Below are 15664 nucleotides of genomic sequence, written 5' to 3'. Positions count from 1 at the left end.
GCTCTGGGGTATCTAGGCGGAAACCAGTTCGTGCCAGTCCGCTACGAGGGGCAGGTTGTGTGCGTCGGACACGGAGCGGTGCGCAACGTGGCCGGCGGCGGTGTTCAGGCCGGAGGCGAGGGCGGGGTCGCGGTCGAAGGCGGCCTTGACACCCAGGTTGGCCAGCGACACGGCGTACCGCAGGGTCACGTTGGTCAGGGCGTAGGTGGAAGTGTTCGGCACGGCGCCGGGCATATTGGCCACGCAGTAAAAGATGGTGTTGTGCACCTTGTAGGTGGGTTCCTGGTGCGTGGTGGGGCGGGTGTCCTCGAAGCAGCCGCCCTGGTCCACGGCGATGTCCACCAAGACTGAGCCGGGCTTCATGCGGGCCACGAGTTCGTTGGTCACCAGCTTGGGGGCCTTGGCGCCCGGGATCAGGACTGAGCCGATCACCAGGTCCGCGTCCACCACTGACTTTTCGATCTCGTAGCTGTTGGACGCCACCGTTTTCAGCCGGCCCTGGTACTGGGCATCCAGTTCGCGCAGGCGGTTGATGTTGATGTCCAGGATGCTGACGTCGGCGCCGAGGCCCAGTGCCATGGCAGCGGCGTTGGTGCCGGCAACGCCGGCGCCCAGGACAACAACCTTGGCCGGGCGGACGCCCGGAACGCCGCCCAGAAGAACACCCTTGCCGCCGGCGGGTGCCATCAGGGACGTGGCGCCTACCTGCACGGACAGCCGTCCGGCTACCTCGGACATCGGGGCCAGGAGCGGCAGCGCGCGCCCCTCCTGGACAGTTTCGTAGGCAATCGCGGTGACGCCGGAGTTGATAAGTTCGCGGGTGAGCTCAGGTTCGGCCGCGAGGTGGAGATAGGTGAAGAGGATCAGGCCCTTGCGGAACCGGTGGTACTCGGCCTTGATGGGTTCCTTGACCTTCATCACCATGTCCGCGCGGGCCCAGACGTCGTCCGCCTCGTTGACGATCTCGGCACCGGCGATGGCGTATTCCTCATCCGTGATGCCCGAACCAAGTCCCGCCCCGCGCTCCACAAGGACCGTGTGTCCGTGGGTGCGGAACTCATGGACACCGGCAGCGGTGATAGCCACCCGGAATTCGTTGTTCTTAATTTCTGCGGGGACACCAATGATCATTTCGTAGCTCCAATCCAAGCTCTTCTGCAGGCCCTCCGGTATATCGATGTCCCCCTTGGGGGATTCGGGGAGTTTCTGTGAAGCATCGTACATTCGTATTGTTGACAATACTACACCATTGTCTTAGGTTGTGTAACACAGCTCACAGGGCGGTTGCCCTGATTTAGTGCCGGCGAGGCCGGGCGAATGGAGAAGAAATGAGAAGCAATATCACACGGCGGAACCTCCTTCGAGGTGCTGGCACAGCCGCTCTCGGAGTGACGGTAGCTGGTTGGATAACCAGTTGCTCCACTGTTCCCGCTGGTAGCCCGGCAACGGGCGCGACGAGCAACCTGCTGGAAACTGCAAAGGCGCAGGGCTTCATCCGAGTAGGCATAGCCAATGAGCCGCCGTATACGCAGGTCAGCCCGGACGGTCAGGTCACAGGATGCGAACCCGACGTCTTGCGGGCAGTCTGTAAGCGCCTGGGAATCGACGAGGTTCAGGGCATCATCACGCCGTATGAGTCCATGATCCCCGGACTGAATGCCAACCGCTGGGACGTTATCGCAGCCGGCCTGTTCATGAAGCAGTCACGATGCTCGCAGATTCTTTACTCCGAGCCAGTCATTGTTTCTACCGAATCTTTCGCCACGCCCAAGGGCAATCCGAAAAGCATCCTCACGGTCGCTGACATCATCGCAGATCCCGCTTTGCGTATCGCCGTTCTCCCCGGTGGATTTGAAGAAGGAGTTCTCAAGGCGGCTAACGTTCCTGCCAACCAGCAGGTTAAGGTCAATGACGGTCGAAGCGGCCTCGAAGCGCTGAAGGCAAACCGTGCGGACGCTTTCATGCTCCCCACCCTGTCGCTTAAGTCACTTGCAGAGAATGACAGTAGCTTCGACATCACAGCGCCGATCGAAGACGCCCCCCGCACGGGCTCGGGTGCTGCTTTCCGCCAGGCTGACACGTCATTCCGCGAGGCCTACAACAAGGAGCTTGCGGCGTTCAAGGCCACTCCTGAGTTTGGCGAGATCCTCACCAAATGGGGCTTCGACCCCGCCGTAGTCGTAGGCGTCACTACCGAGGAACTATGCAAGACCGAGGGCTGATCCGCGGGAATCGGAAAGCGAGTACCGCGTGGAAGCGATAATCGAGTACGCGCCCCTGCTGTGGCAGGGGCTGCTGACCACCCTGCTGGTGACGGTACTGGGTGGCGCGCTGTGCCTGATAGTCGCATTTGCGGCCGGCCTGGCACGCCTGTCCAGGCATTGGATCCTGCGGTGGCCAGCCGGTGTCTTCATCGAGGTGTTCCGCGGAACGTCCTTGTTGGTGCAGATGTTCTGGCTGTTTTTCGCGCTGCCGTTCTTCGGAATCCAGCTCCACCCTCTGACGGCCGCAGTCCTGGCTCTCGGCCTTAACGAGGGGGCCTATGCCGCAGAAGTGGTCCGCGGCGCCATCGCCAGCCGGGCCAAGGGCCAGACGGAAGCCTGCATCGCCCTGGGCATGGAACCGGCCCTGAGGCTCCGCAGGATTATCATTCCGCAGTCCATCCCTGCCATGCTTCCGCCATTCGGCAATGTCATGGTGGACCTGCTGAAGAACACGTCGCTGGTCTCGCTGGTCACGGTGGCGGACCTGACCTTCAGCGCCCAGATGATCCGCAGCACCACCGGGCAGACCACCGCCATCTTCATCACCATCCTGGTGATGTACTTCGCCCTGTCCTATCTGCTGACCCTGCTGACCAACTGGCTGGAGAAGCGTTTCGCTCTTGACCGCAAGGCCCTGACCCTGCAGAAGAAGGAAAACACCCTCATGAAGGTAGGTGCAGCATGATTTGGGATAACAGTTTTGCGTTTTCCGTTCTCCCGGTCCTGCTGCAGGGGCTCTGGACCACGGTCCATATCACGGTGATGGGCACGCTGCTGGCGGCCGGTCTGGGGCTGGTCTTCGCTGTTCTCCGGCGGCTCGCCATTCCCGTGCTGTCGCAGGTGGTGACCTTCTTGGTGATGTTTGTCCGCGGCACGCCGCTGCTGGTGCAGGCCTACGTGGCTTTCTTCGTGCTGCCTGCCTACGGCATCAGTTTCGATGCACTCACCACCGGCATTGTGGTGATCGGCGTTAACTACAGCGCCTACATGGCCGAGGTTTACCGCAGCGGCATCCAGGGTGTTCCCACCGGCCAATGGGAAGCGGCAACGGCGCTCAGCCTCCCCGGTTCAAGGACCTGGGGCCGCATCATCCTGCCACAGGCCATCCGGACCGTGGTCCCGATGCTCGGCAACTACCTCATCCAGATGTTCAAGGACTCCGCAGTCCTGTCCGCCATCACGGTGGTTGAACTTATGGCAACAGCCCAAGCCATCGGAAGCTCAAGCTTCCGTTACCTGGAACCCCTGACCCTGGCAGCCCTGCTGTTCCTGGCAGTCAGCTACCCGGCTTCCCGCCTCGTCAACAGATTGGAGCGGCGCTATGCGCCCCAGCACTGAACCCCAACCCCGGACCGCAGGCGTTGTCCTGCCCCCGGAACCGCTCATCCGGTTCGAGAACGTCAGCAAGAACTGGGGAACGAACCACGTCCTAAAGTCCCTGAACTTCGACGTTTCGCCGGGCGAGAAGGTGTCCATCATCGGACCCTCCGGCTCCGGCAAGACCACCATCCTCCGCATCCTGATGACGCTGGAAACCCCCAGCGAAGGAAAAGTTACTGTGGATGGGGACACCCTGTGGGATGTCACCCGCGGCCAGAAGGTGCGCGAAACCAGGCAGCTGCGCGAGACCCGCAAGAAGATCGGCATGGTCTTCCAGCAGTTCAACCTGTTCCCGCATATGACTGCAATGGAAAACATCATTGAAGCGCCCATCCACGTTCTCGGCCTGAACAAGGCTGAGGCACGCGAACGCGCGGCCGAACTGCTGAACCTGGTGGGTCTGGGCAAGCACATGAACCACACCCCGCCGCAGATGTCCGGCGGCCAACAGCAACGCGTGGCCATTGCCCGGGCGTTGGCGATGCGGCCCAAAGTACTGCTCTTTGACGAGCCCACATCGGCGCTGGACCCCGAGCTCATCGGCGAAGTACTGAACGTGATCCGCAACTTGGCGCACACCACGGACATGACCATGCTGATGGTCACGCACGAGATGCGCTTCGCTGAAGAGATCTCGGACCGGGTGGTGATGTTCGACAACGGCGCGGCCGTGGAGAGCGGACCGCCGGCCCAGATCTTCAAGAACCCGCAGCAGGAGCGGACCAGGAGCTTCCTCCGGGCCGTCATGCAGCATTGAGCTAGCTGCTGCGGCGGCTCGCGATCAGCGAGATCTCCACGGGCGCGCCGTCGGGCAGGCTGGAAACGCCGACGGCGGCGCGTACCGGCCGCCCGTGCTCACCAAAGTAGGACACCAGTACCTCGGACGCCCCGTTCATCACCAGCGGATGGTCCGTGAAATCGCTCCCGGCAGCGATGTAACCGGTCATGGAGACGATCTCACTAATGCGGTCAAGTCCGCCGGCATGGGCTGCAAGGGACGCCAGACAGTTCAGGACTGCGGTGGCCGCAGCAGCCTGTCCTTCCGCAACCGTCAATTGCTCCCCCACCCGCCCGCGGTATTCGAGGTTTCCCTGGACGGAGGACGTGTGGCCTGCCGTGTATAGAACACCAGCTATTTCGCGCACCGGCACGTAGTTCCCAGCCGGGACCGGGGTAGGAGGAAGCGGCGTGATCGGTTTCTGGTTGTCGTCCATAACTAGCCATTGTAGACAATTGAACAAATGTGAGAAAGTGACTCATGACACTTGAACGAAACCCCTCCTTCGCGGCCGTTTCAGACCTGCCGGGTCCGCAGGCGTGGCAAGACATCGGCGTCGTCTGCCCTTTCGACATGGCCCTTGATCACGAGCTGTGGCGGTGGATGCCTGATGGCGTGAACCTTATCTTCACCCGCACTCCCTACTACGACCAGCCGGTAGGCCTGGACATGGCGGAAGAGATCAGCGATCACGGCGAGATCCAGGACGCCGTCCGCAGCGTGATGGCCATTCGCCCGGCGGTGGTTGCGTACGCCTGCACGTCCGGCAGCTTTATCCATGGCGTCGAGGGTGCGAGGAACCTTTCCAAGGCCATGGCCGCCGCGGGCGCCCCCGCAGCGGTGACTACGTCCGAAGGCTTGCTCATGGCGCTGGACGCCCTGGGGATGACCCGGGTTGCGGTAGCCACGCCGTATCTCGCCGAGCTGACCGACCGGTTGACGTCCTTCCTTGAGCAGGGCGGGAAGTCGGTGGTCTCGCACGAAGGGCTGGGCCTGGACCGGGACATCTGGAAAATCCCTTATGCCACCACCTGCGAGCTCATCCGCCGGGCGGACCGTCCGGACGCGGAGGTAATCTTCGTCAGCTGCACCAACCTGCCCACCTACGACCTGATTGCCCAAATGGAGCAGGAACTGGGGAAACCGGTGATCACGGCCAACCAGGTAACCGCGTGGAGCGCCCTGCGGCTGATGGGCCGCGAAGCCGTGGGGCCGCACCAGGCCCTGCTTCAGGCCACGGAAGGGTAGCTCAACCCGCCTTATCCCGCACAAAAAAGGACCTCCTGGCCATCGGATGAACCGACGGCCAGGAGGTCCTTTTTCTGTTGCTCGTCAGGGTCAGCGGCGGAACAGGCTGCCCAGCTGGTCGGAGTGCACCGTACGGCCGGCCAACTGTAGGCCGTACCAGGCGGTCACCTGGTTGGCCGTCAGGACGGTCTTCCCGAGGACTGACTCCAGCTCATTAAGCCAACGGACAGTATGCAGGGCCGTATCCGGGATCAGGACTGCCTCGGCGTCCGGCGCGTTGGCACTTCGGGCCAGTTCAACCACACCGTCGTGGTCCAACTCGCCGGCATCTTCGCCTGAAGCAATGTCGTGGGAGGCGAGATCGAGGACCTGGATATCCTGGTGGCCCAGGAGCTCCACGAAGTGGCGGGACACGTCGTCGGGGTAGGTCGCTGAGACGGAAACCTTGGAGATGCCCAGGTGCCGGAGTGCAGCAGCGAAGGCCAGTGAGGTGGAGGACGTGGGTACATTAATGACGTCCTGGATCTCGCGCACCTGCTGGTGCGCGCCGTCCCAGCCGAATACGAAACTGCCGGAGGTGCACGCCCACATGACGGCGTCGGGGCTGTACTTCCGCACGATCTCGCCAGCGCCCTCGAGCAGCCGCTCAGACTTGCCGAGGTCCAGCAGTGCCTGCACCTCGTGGGTGGTGATTTCGTCAGGTCCGCCTACGGAGGTGTGGACCACGGGCAGGTGAATGTCCTCACCGAGGATCGACTCCAGGTACGGGTATTCATCCTCGGCGCTGTGGCCGGGGTAAAGCATTCCAACAGTTGTCATGGTTTCTCCAGTGAGATGAGCCGCATTTCCGGCAGAAGGGTATTTCCACCTCTGCAGAAATAGCATACAGTTTGATTGTAGACAATCGAAGAACTTTTTCCGGTTACCTGACCACCTGACAACCGGGCGGTCGCCACCCCCAGCGATGTGACGTCCGCATAGTAAACTATTAAATTGTCAACTATGAGACATGATGGCAGTGACCGCTAAAAGTTCCAGAACTCACTCAGGCCCGCCTGGTAGAGCTCATCGCAGCAAGGACGGAAACAGGATGAAAAGGGGAGCCTTAGACCCGGTTGTGCAGGAGTCCACGCCGGCCATTATCGCCCGCAAAATCCGCGACGCTATTGCCCGCGGTGACTTCGCTCCGGCTGTCCAGCTCGGTGAGGCCGAACTCGCCAAGGAACTGGGAGTCAGCCGCGGCCCTTTGCGGGAGGCCATGCAGCGGCTCACCCAGGAAGGCTTGCTGGTCAGTCACCGGAACCGAGGCCTCTTTGTAGTTTCCATGGACGAGGACGACTTCCGGGACGTCTACCTGGCCCGCTCCGCTATTGAGGCTGCCGCCATTAACCGCGTGATCAGTATGGATCCGCAGGGCAGTGCCGCCAAGCTGATGGAAACGGTGCGTGCCATGGAGGAAACGGCCGACTCCCCAAACAGCGAAGCGATGACCGAGGCGGACATGAGCTTCCATGCCCTCCTGGTGGAACTGGCTGGCAGTCCGCGCCTGACAAGAATGCACGACACACTTTTGACGGAGACGCGGATGTGTCTCAACGCCCTCAAGAGCACCTACGACACGGCCGAGAGGCGCATCGCCGAGCACAAGGGCATCGCAGAGGCCATCTTCCGCGGCGACTCGGACCTCGCAGAGAAACTTATGGCCGAGCATATGGATGACGCACTGATGCGGCTGATTCCGTAGCGCCCTTGGCTGCATCCTGACGTTTCACAAAAAGGCCGCCGAGGTTCCCGGCGGCCTTTTGTTGCGCCCACAACTCAACTCTCCTATTGTCAACAATGAGACATGAGCGTATTGTGATGAGCGATACATTTGCTCCCAATCGAGGATTGTCATGTCTAACGCACCACATAGCGCCGCCTCCGGCGCGGGGTTCACGACTCCAGACGAAACATCCCCAGCAGGCAGAAAAGTGCTCCACCGGGCCATCGCTGCCTCGGCTATGGGTAATGCCACTGAATGGTTCGATTACGGCGTTTATGCTGTAGCCGCCACGTATATCACCGCCAACTTCTTCCCCGGCGAAGGTGCCATGGGAACAGTCTGGACGCTTGCCACCTTTGCCCTTTCCTTCCTCGTGCGGCCACTGGGCGGGCTGTTCTGGGGTCCCTTGGGCGACCGGATCGGACGCAAGAGGGTCCTGGCGCTGACCATTATCCTCATGGCAGGCTCAACCTTCGCCATTGGCCTGCTCCCGACGCATTCGCTGGCCGGCTGGCTGGCCCCGGCCCTGCTGATCCTGCTGCGCATGATCCAAGGATTCTCAACCGGCGGAGAGTACGGCGGTGCGGCTACCTTCATGGCCGAATACGCACCGGACAAGAAACGCGGCTTCTATGGCAGCTTCCTTGAGTTCGGCACGCTGGGCGGCTTCGCCCTCGGTTCCCTCGTGGTTCTGCTCTGCACCCTGCTCCTGGGTGAAGGCGCCATGACTGAATGGGGCTGGCGGCTTCCCTTCCTGATTGCCGGCCCGATGGGCATCATCGGCATGTACCTGCGCAACAGGCTTGAAGACACCCCGGTCTTCCGCGAACTGGAGGCCAGCGGAGAGCTGGAACCACACACGAGCACAGCCCTGAAGGACTTGCTGCGGGATTACTGGCGCCCCATGCTGATCATGGCCGGCCTTGTCATTCCGCTGAATGTTGTCAACTACACCCTGCTTACCTACATGCCCACGTACCTTGAGGGTTCGGTGGGCATGGATGCCAACACGGTGCTGACTCTGATGTTCGTGGGGCAGATTGTCATGATGCTGATGATTCCGCTGGCCGGCGCCCGCTCCGACAAGATCGGACGCAAGCCAATGTGGTTCTTCTCCTTAATCGGCCTGTTTGTGCTGGCCATCCCGATGTACATGATCATGGCTAACGGCTTCTGGTTTGCGATGCTCGGGTTCGCCGTCCTGGGCCTCCTGTACCTCCCGCAGCTGGCAACCATTTCCGCCACCTTCCCGGCCATGTTCCCCACCCAGGTCCGTTATGCCGGCTTCGCGATTACCTACAACGTCAGCACGGCGATCTTTGGCGGCACCGCACCAATGATGAACGAGCTTTTGATTAATGCCACAGGCAATGTCCTGATGCCGGCTTACTACATGATGGGTGCCTGCCTGATCGGCCTGGTGGCCGTCTGGAAGATGCAGGAGACTGCCGGGGCTTCGCTTCGCAACATGAAGATCCCCGGAATCAAGAAAGCGCCCATTCCGCGCCGTCTGGAAAGGTAGCTCCAGGCCGGATCCGTCCCGGGCCGGCAGAAAGCCCCCGGCTGCTCCTGAATTTCAGGGGCAGCCGGGGGCTTTTTCGTACCTGTACTTGCTAGCTGCGGCGGGCAGGAATGCGTGCCGGCCGTTCCGTGCCCCATGCAGCGGCCTTCTCGTAGGCCTGCGCTGCGCGGAGCACCTTGCGGTCGGTGTGGCGCGGGCCGATGATCTGCAGGCCGGATCCGTCGCGGGCCGGTAGAAAGCCCCCGGCTGCTCCTGAATTTCAGGGGCAGCCGGGGGCTTTTTCGTACTTGTAGTTGCTAGCTGCGGCGGGCAGGTATGCGTGCCGGCCGTTCCGTGCCCCATGCAGCGGCCTTCTCGTAGGCCTGCGCTGCACGGAGCACCTTGCGGTCGGCGTGACGCGGGCCGACGATCTGCAGGCCGGCCGGAAGGCCGGCCTGCGTGAAGCCGCAGGGGACGCTTACTGCGGGCTGCTGGGTCATGTTGAAGGGGTACGTATACGGGGTCCAGCTGGTCCAGTCCGGGGAATGCCAACCTTCTGGCGCATCCGTGCCGCGGGGGAAGGCCGGAATGGGCAGCGTAGGAGTCAGGAGCAGATCATAGGTCTCGTGGAAGAGGCCCATCTTCACCCCCAGGTCCATCCGCACAGCGGTGGCGTCCAGGAAGTCCGAGGCGCTGAGATCTCCCTGTTCCTCGATGGAGCGGCGCAGCCCGGGATCCACCTTAGTGATGGCGTCCGGGCCGTAAGCCTCCAGCACTTTGGCCGCACCGGCGAACCAAAGGACGTGGAAGGCCTCAACGGGGTCGTGGATGCCCGGATCCACTTCCTCGATGACGGCGCCGGCGTCGGCCAGAACCTCAACCGCCGCCCGGACCAGCCGCTCGATTTCCGGATCGTTGGTGCCGAACCCCAAGGTGGGCGAGAACGCGATTCGCATGCCTTTCACGCCGTCGTTAAGGCCGTCCAGGAAGGACCGGGTGGGCGTGGGAAGGGCGGACCAGTCACGTGAATCGAAGCCGGTGATGACGTCCAGCAGCAACGCTGTGTCCTCCACGGTGCGGGTCATGGGACCGGCGTGCGCCAGGGTGCCGAACGGGCTTGCCGGGAACATGGGGACCAGCCCGTAAGTCGGCTTGATGGCCACCGTCCCGGTGAAGGCTGCGGGGATGCGGACGGAACCCCCGCCATCGGTCCCCACCGACCAGGGACCCATTCCCAGGCCAACAGCCGTGGCACTGCCGCCGCTCGAGCCGCCGGACGTGAGACCTGCCGCCCGCGGATTCCCGGTGGAGCCGTGCCGCAATGAATCGGTGACGCCTTTCCACGCGAACTCAGGGGTGGTGGTCTTGCCGATCAGCACAGCGCCTGTTTCCCGCAGCCTAGCGACGCAAGGCGCGTCCTGTACCCACGCCGCGTCGGCGTTAATGAGGTTGGTGCCGCGGAGCGTGGGCCAGCCGCGGGTGTAGAAGATGTCTTTGATGGAGGTGGGGACGCCGTCACCGGGACCCAGGGGCTCGCCCTTGCGCCACCTTCCCTCCGACTCGCGGGCTTCCTGCAGTGCGCTCTCGGCTTCAACCGAGACAAAAGCGTTGACGTCCACGTCTACCGCTTCAATAGCATCCAGGGCAGCTTGGGTGGCGTCCACAGGGGAGATTGTGCCCTCGCGGTAGCCCGCCAACAGGTCCACCGCTGTCAGATCGGTCAGATCACTCATTCTTTTCCTCCTACTGGCCACTACGTGTTTGCGTTCTAAATGCGTGGAACCAGAATCTACGTTTTAACCCTCTCTCACCTTTCGCACGTTCCACCCTTACGCTCTCTCACCTGCGGAGAATCCCTTGGTAAAGGTGAGAGAACGTTTGATGTTTTGGTGCAAAAGGTGAGAGAGGGTTGGGGCTTTTATTCCGATAGGTGAGAGCGGTTTGCGCTCCTTAGACGCGCGGGATGGCCATGTACTTGATCTCCAGGAACTCGTCCAAGCCCACGCGGCCGCCCTCACGGCCCAGGCCGGAAGCCTTGATGCCGCCGAACGGCGCTGCCGGGTTGGAAACGATGCCCGTATTCAGGCCAACCATGCCCACCTCAAGTTCGTCGCCGACGCGGAAGGCTCGGTCAAGGTCCTGGGTGAACACGTAGCTGGCCAGGCCCCACGGGGTGTCGTTGGCCAGCCGGACCACTTCCTCTTCGGTGTCGAAGGGGATGACCGGAGCCACCGGGCCGAAGATTTCCTCGCTCATCAGTGCGGCGTCGGAGCTGACATCGGACAGCACAGTGGGGGAGTAGAAGTAGCCTTTGCCCTCGGGACGTGACCCGCCGCAAACCACGGTGGCGCCCTTGGAAACGGCATCATCCACGAGTTCCTGGACCTTGTTCAGCGCCTTCTCCTCCACCAGGGGTCCGACGTCGGTGCCGTCCACTGCGCCGTCGCCCACTTTCAGGTCACCCAGCCGCTTGGCGAGCCGGGCGGAGAACTCGGCGGAAACGGAGCGCTGGACAAAGATGCGGTTGGCGGCCGTGCAGGCCTCGCCCATGTTCCGCATCTTGGCGGCGAACGCACCTTCCACGGCGCGGTCCAGGTCTGCGTCTTCAAACACGATAAGGGGTGCGTTTCCGCCCAGTTCCATCGAGGAGCGCATCACGTTCTTGGCCGCCTGCTCCAGCAGGCGCACGCCCACGCCGGTGGAACCGGTGAAACTGACCTTGCGGGCAATGCCACTTTCCATCCACGGGGTCACCACCGAGGAGGCCTTGGTGGTGGTGACAACGTTCAGTACGCCTTTGGGGAGGCCGGCCTCGATCAGGATGTCCGCCAGCGCCAGCGAGGACAGCGGGGTGAGGTTGGCCGGCTTGAAGACCATGGTGCAGCCCGCTGCGATGGCGGGGCCGATCTTCCGGGTGCCCATGGCCAGCGGGAAATTCCACGGCGTCACCAGGACGCACGGGCCAACCGGCTCCTTCGTGACCAGAATGCGGTTCTTGCCGTCGCCGGTGGTGGTCATATCACCGCCGATACGGACGGCTTCCTCCGAGAACCAGCGGAAGAACTCGGCAGCGTAGGCCACCTCACCCTTGGCCTCGGCGAAGGGCTTGCCCATTTCCGTGGTCATAATCAAGGCCAGCTCGTCCTGGCGGGCCATGATCAGGTCGTAGGCGCGGCGCAGGATCTCGCTGCGCTCCCGGGGCGCGGTCTTGGCCCACTGCTTCTGCACCCGGCCGGCCGTTTCGATCGCCCGGCGGGCGTCCTCGGGGCCGCCGTCGGCAACGGAAGCAATGACTTCCTCGGTGGCGGGGTTGATGACATCGAACCGTGCGCCGGAAGCCGCTTCGGCCCATTCTCCGTCAATGTAGAGGTTGGTGCTGACTTTGGCGACGGCGTCGATCGCCTTCTGCGAGATCTGAGTATTAGTGGTTGCCTGGATGCTCATGAGGGATCCTTTTCTTGGATGGAAGGGAGTGGCTGGCTGCTGCGCTGGGAATCCACTGCCGCCTGTTCGCCGGGGTCTAGAAGTTGGGCCAGGTGGCGGCCCGGTCTGGAATCGTCGAGCTGCTTGACCTGCATGGCGCAGGAGAAGCCGTCTGTGAGGACCACAGAGTCCGCCTCCGTCTGGCGCAGCGCCGGGGCCAGCGACTGCTCCGCCACCAGCATGCTGACATCGAAGTGCTCCTTTTCGAAACCGAAGTTCCCGGCCACACCGCAGCAGCCGGTGGCGTCCACGACGCCCTCCACCCCCACCGCGCCGAGCGCCGAACGCTGGGTGCCGGCTCCGAAGACGGAGTACTCGTGGCAGTGCGTCTGCAGCACTACGTTCTTCGGCAGGGGCTGCGCCGGCGCCGGTTTCCAGCCCGCTTTGGTGAGCTCTTCGATGTGCGATGCGAAGCTGCGCACCCGGGCCGCGACTCGGCGGGCCTGGTCCGTGTGAACCAGTTCGGGAAGGTCCTTGCGCAGCGCCGCAGCGCAGCTGGGTTCCACCACCACGATGGGCCGGTCCGTGCCGTCGTCGAGTGCCACTGCCGCCTGGCCCATCAGCCTCTTGGCGGTGTCCAGCTGGCCGGTGGAAATCCAGGTCAGGCCGCAGCAGGCATCCGCCGAGCATTCCGTGGTGGAGCTTGAATTAGCGAGGACGCGGGCCGCAGCACCAGCCACCTCCGGCCGGAAGCCTCGGGTGAAGGTATCCACGAACAGCACCACGCCGTCGGCATCCGACCCCGCGCCGTCCTCGTAACTGGTAACGGGCCCGACGCCGGCCGCCGCCACTTCGCGGCGCCACTCACTGGCACCCGCGAAGCGTGGCAGCGCCCGCTCGGTGGTGAGCCCGCCTAGGGCGGAGGCTACCTTGGCGAGCGGGGTGGACATTACGGTGTTGACCAGCGGCGCGATTCGGCCCGTGATCTTGAGCCAGCGGGGCAGCCAGCCCAGGGAGAAGTGGGACATCGGGCGGAGCTTGCCCTCGTAGTAGTGGGAGAAGAATTCTGATTTGTAGGTGGCCATGTCGACGCCTGTGGGGCAGTCACTGGAGCAGGCTTTGCAGGACAGGCAAAGGTCCAGGGCTTCGCGGACCTCCTCCGACTTCCAGCCTTCCTCCACCGTGCGGGCACCGCGGACCATGTCCTGGAGGACGCGGGACCGGCCGCGGGTGGAGTCTTTTTCGTCCTTTGTGGCGCGGTAGCTGGGGCACATTACGCCGCCGGTGTCCGTGCGGCAACGGCCCACGCCAATGCAGCTCTGGAGTGCGTGAACCCAGGGGTCGGTGCCGCCGCCCGTGGAAGTTTCGGGCGTGTCGGTTTCGGTGGCCGAACCGCCGGCGGCTCCGAGCGGCCGCAGGTCGAAGCTGGTGCGCCACTGCCTCTGCGGGATGCCCTCCAGTGCCAGGTTGCCGTCCATCGGATCGGGGTCGGTCAGGGATCCAGGGTTGAGAATTCCTGCCGGGTCCCACGTGCGGCGGTAGGTGGTGAAGGCGGCCAGCATGCGCGGGGAGTACATCAGGGGCAGCAGTTCCGAGCGTGCCCGGCCGTCGCCGTGTTCTCCGGAGAGCGAGCCGCCGTGGCGAACCACCAGTTTGGCGGCGTCCCTGGTGAAGGCGCGGAACACGGCCCTGCCGGCCTCGGTGCGCAGGTCGTAGGTGATGCGGATGTGCATGCAGCCGGCACCGAAGTGACCGTACATCACGCCCGTAAGGTCATGGCGGGCAAGAAGGCTGCGGAAGTCGGAGAGGTAATCCGCGAGATTTTCGGGGGCAACGGCGGAGTCCTCCCACCCGGGCCAGGACTCGCCGCCGGTGGAGAGCCGCGCGGAGAGCCCTGCGCCGTCTTCGCGGACACGCCAGAGGGACGCCCGTTCCTGCAGGTCCGGGATGGTCCGGCCATCCAGCAGCCGGCCGTTTTCCCTAAGCCGGGCCAGCAGCCGGTCCGCTTCGGCGCGGACCTGGTCCGTGTTGTCGCCGTCGAGGTCAACGTAGAGCCAGGCTTTGCCCTCGGGCAGGCCCGTCACGGAGCCGTCGCCGCGGCGGAAGCGCATGGTGTCCACGATCGCCTCGTCGATGCCTTCGACGGCGGCCGGTGAGAACTCCAGGATGGTCATGATGTCGCGCGCCGCGTCCACCACATCCGCGTAGCCCAGGCAGACCAACAAGGCGCTGGCAGGCTTGGGAACGAGCTTCATCCGGGCGCCCACAATGATGGCGCAGGTCCCTTCGGACCCGGCGAGGGCGCGGGCCATGTTGAACCCGTTTTCCGGCAGCAGGTTGGCCAGGTGGTACCCGGAAACCTGGCGCTGGATGCGCTCCAGTTCCAGGCGGAATTCGGACAGGTGGTTGTGGGCCAGGTCCTTGAAAGACGTGGACAGGGCGGCAGCGCGGGCTTCCGAGGTCTTATCTTCCGGGTTCGTGGCACGCAGCCCTGTGGCACTGGCGGTGAGCCTGGCCCCGTCGGAAGTGACGACGTCGATCTCTGCCACGTGGTCAGACGTCCGGCCGTAACGGACCGAATGATTTCCGCAGGCATCATTGCCCAGCGAACCGCCCACGGTGGCACGGTTCTTAGAGGACGGGTCCGGGGCGAAAGTGAAGCGGTTGCCCGTTGCTTTCTCCACTTCACGGGAGAGGACGGCGAGTACGACGCCGGGGTCCACGGCCACGGTGCCGGAGCTCTCGTCGACCGCGTTGATCATGTTCATGTAGCGGGAAAAGTCCAGCACGACGCCCGGGCCCATGGCGTTGCCCGCCATGGACGTCCCGCCGCCGCGGCCGATCAGCGGCGTTGCCGTTTCACGGCACGCAGCGACAACCGCGACGACGTCCTCCACTGTCCGCGGAAACACCACAGCCAGCGGGGCAACCCGGTAGTTGGACGCGTCATAGGAGTATTCCGCAAGCCGGCGCGGGGAATTATCCGCCGCCACACCCGCCGAGGCCAGGCGTGCCAGGACAGCCGGCTGGCCGGGGTCCGGCGCCCCGGACCGGCGGGTGCCGCCCGTTACCGGGCTGGCGGGGGAGTGAACGGCGTCAATCATGAGTGGCTCAGGATCCAGTGGACACGGCTACGGAGCCGACGACGGCGGCGACGGCGTTTTCGAAGCGTTCGAGGCCGGTGGTGATTTCTTCGGCCGTGACCACGAGGGCGGGGATGAGGCGGACGACGTTTCCGGCGGGGCCGCAGGTGAGGGTGAGCAGGCCCTCGGCGGTGGTGGCCTGCTGGACCGCTGCTGCCGTGG

At 63.8% G+C, this 15664-nt stretch carries 13 protein-coding genes and 1 pseudogene; 7 read left to right on the top strand and 7 right to left on the bottom strand.

Annotation, left to right across the window (positions count from 1 at the left end; genetic code table 11):
- Nucleotides 1-12: 12 nt before the first annotated feature.
- On the bottom strand, nucleotides 13-1131 hold the full coding sequence (ald, locus tag AB4Y73_RS12620; protein ID WP_441872275.1) for an alanine dehydrogenase: 1119 nt from the start codon (nucleotides 1129-1131) through the stop codon (nucleotides 13-15).
- Nucleotides 1132-1388: 257 nt separating this feature from the next.
- Here ald and ehuB point away from each other — a divergent pair, with 257 nt between their 5' ends.
- The 4 genes from ehuB to ehuA are packed head-to-tail and all read left to right on the top strand — an operon-like array spanning nucleotide 1389 to nucleotide 4401.
- Entirely contained in the window at nucleotides 1389-2222 is an 834-nt protein-coding gene (gene ehuB / locus AB4Y73_RS12615) for an ectoine/hydroxyectoine ABC transporter substrate-binding protein EhuB (RefSeq protein WP_441872051.1), read from the top strand.
- A 28-nt stretch (nucleotides 2223-2250) separates the two neighbouring features.
- Nucleotides 2251-2949, top strand: coding sequence for an ectoine/hydroxyectoine ABC transporter permease subunit EhuC (gene ehuC, locus AB4Y73_RS12610; RefSeq protein WP_441872048.1), 699 nt, complete (start codon nucleotides 2251-2253; stop codon nucleotides 2947-2949).
- Entirely contained in the window at nucleotides 2946-3602 is a 657-nt protein-coding gene (gene ehuD / locus AB4Y73_RS12605) for an ectoine/hydroxyectoine ABC transporter permease subunit EhuD (protein ID WP_441872045.1), read from the top strand. The genes ehuC and ehuD overlap by 4 nt, the downstream gene beginning before the upstream one ends.
- Nucleotides 3586-4401 carry an ectoine/hydroxyectoine ABC transporter ATP-binding protein EhuA gene (ehuA, locus tag AB4Y73_RS12600; protein WP_441872043.1) on the top strand — a complete coding sequence of 272 codons (816 nt, stop codon included), beginning with the start codon at nucleotides 3586-3588 and terminating at the stop codon, nucleotides 4399-4401. Before ehuD ends, ehuA begins: the two co-directional genes overlap by 17 nt.
- A gap of 1 nt (nucleotide 4402) precedes the next feature.
- Here the strand turns inward: ehuA and AB4Y73_RS12595 are convergent, their stop codons facing one another.
- Nucleotides 4403-4858: a RidA family protein gene (locus tag AB4Y73_RS12595; protein ID WP_441872040.1), complete on the bottom strand. Its 456-nt coding sequence runs from the start codon at nucleotides 4856-4858 to the stop codon at nucleotides 4403-4405.
- 44 nt (nucleotides 4859-4902) lie between these two features.
- On the opposite strand from AB4Y73_RS12595, the gene AB4Y73_RS12590 reads away from it, so the two are divergent.
- Entirely contained in the window at nucleotides 4903-5670 is a 768-nt protein-coding gene (locus AB4Y73_RS12590; protein WP_441872038.1) for a maleate cis-trans isomerase family protein, read from the top strand.
- 90 nt (nucleotides 5671-5760) lie between these two features.
- On the opposite strand, the gene AB4Y73_RS12585 is transcribed toward AB4Y73_RS12590, so the two are convergent.
- Nucleotides 5761-6489: a maleate cis-trans isomerase family protein gene (locus AB4Y73_RS12585; RefSeq protein ID WP_011691609.1), complete on the bottom strand. Its 729-nt coding sequence runs from the start codon at nucleotides 6487-6489 to the stop codon at nucleotides 5761-5763.
- A gap of 271 nt (nucleotides 6490-6760) precedes the next feature.
- On the opposite strand from AB4Y73_RS12585, the gene AB4Y73_RS12580 reads away from it, so the two are divergent.
- Nucleotides 6761-7414, top strand: a complete 654-nt coding sequence (locus AB4Y73_RS12580) for a GntR family transcriptional regulator (protein ID WP_441872035.1) — start codon at nucleotides 6761-6763, stop codon at nucleotides 7412-7414.
- A gap of 151 nt (nucleotides 7415-7565) precedes the next feature.
- On the top strand, nucleotides 7566-8957 hold the full coding sequence (locus tag AB4Y73_RS12575; RefSeq protein WP_441872033.1) for an MFS transporter: 1392 nt from the start codon (nucleotides 7566-7568) through the stop codon (nucleotides 8955-8957).
- Between the two features lie 296 nt (nucleotides 8958-9253).
- Here AB4Y73_RS12575 and AB4Y73_RS12570 read toward each other — a convergent pair whose 3' ends face one another.
- The 4 genes and pseudogenes from AB4Y73_RS12570 to AB4Y73_RS12555 form a co-directional block, all read right to left on the bottom strand.
- Nucleotides 9254-10669: an amidase gene (locus AB4Y73_RS12570; protein WP_441872031.1), complete on the bottom strand. Its 1416-nt coding sequence runs from the start codon at nucleotides 10667-10669 to the stop codon at nucleotides 9254-9256.
- Nucleotides 10670-10886: 217 nt separating this feature from the next.
- Nucleotides 10887-12380: an NAD-dependent succinate-semialdehyde dehydrogenase gene (locus tag AB4Y73_RS12565; protein ID WP_441872028.1), complete on the bottom strand. Its 1494-nt coding sequence runs from the start codon at nucleotides 12378-12380 to the stop codon at nucleotides 10887-10889.
- Nucleotides 12377-15463, bottom strand: coding sequence for an FAD-binding and (Fe-S)-binding domain-containing protein (locus tag AB4Y73_RS12560; RefSeq protein ID WP_441872026.1), 3087 nt, complete (start codon nucleotides 15461-15463; stop codon nucleotides 12377-12379). Before AB4Y73_RS12560 ends, AB4Y73_RS12565 begins: the two co-directional genes overlap by 4 nt.
- 7 nt (nucleotides 15464-15470) lie before the next feature.
- Nucleotides 15471-15664, bottom strand: a pseudogene (locus AB4Y73_RS12555) (aspartate aminotransferase family protein); the annotation flags it as partial.

This window comes from Pseudarthrobacter sp. TAF60_1 (assembly GCF_052113505.1).
In the GTDB taxonomy this organism is placed as follows: domain Bacteria; phylum Actinomycetota; class Actinomycetes; order Actinomycetales; family Micrococcaceae; genus Arthrobacter.
This window is presented reverse-complemented; position numbering and strand designations above follow the sequence as displayed.

Bases quoted from the DNA above. Each gene is read 5' to 3' on its own strand.
- ald (WP_441872275.1), bottom strand. From the start codon at position 1,131: ATGATCATTGGTGTCCCCGCAGAAATTAAGAACAACGAATTCCGGGTG.
- ehuD (WP_441872045.1), top strand. From the start codon at position 2,946: ATGATTTGGGATAACAGTTTTGCGTTTTCCGTTCTCCCGGTCCTGCTG.
- ehuA (WP_441872043.1), top strand. From the start codon at position 3,586: ATGCGCCCCAGCACTGAACCCCAACCCCGGACCGCAGGCGTTGTCCTG.
- AB4Y73_RS12595 (WP_441872040.1), bottom strand. From the start codon at position 4,858: ATGGACGACAACCAGAAACCGATCACGCCGCTTCCTCCTACCCCGGTC.
- AB4Y73_RS12590 (WP_441872038.1), top strand. From the start codon at position 4,903: ATGACACTTGAACGAAACCCCTCCTTCGCGGCCGTTTCAGACCTGCCG.
- AB4Y73_RS12585 (WP_011691609.1), bottom strand. From the start codon at position 6,489: ATGACAACTGTTGGAATGCTTTACCCCGGCCACAGCGCCGAGGATGAA.
- AB4Y73_RS12580 (WP_441872035.1), top strand. From the start codon at position 6,761: ATGAAAAGGGGAGCCTTAGACCCGGTTGTGCAGGAGTCCACGCCGGCC.
- AB4Y73_RS12575 (WP_441872033.1), top strand. From the start codon at position 7,566: ATGTCTAACGCACCACATAGCGCCGCCTCCGGCGCGGGGTTCACGACT.
- AB4Y73_RS12570 (WP_441872031.1), bottom strand. From the start codon at position 10,669: ATGAGTGATCTGACCGATCTGACAGCGGTGGACCTGTTGGCGGGCTAC.
- AB4Y73_RS12565 (WP_441872028.1), bottom strand. From the start codon at position 12,380: ATGAGCATCCAGGCAACCACTAATACTCAGATCTCGCAGAAGGCGATC.
- AB4Y73_RS12560 (WP_441872026.1), bottom strand. From the start codon at position 15,463: ATGATTGACGCCGTTCACTCCCCCGCCAGCCCGGTAACGGGCGGCACC.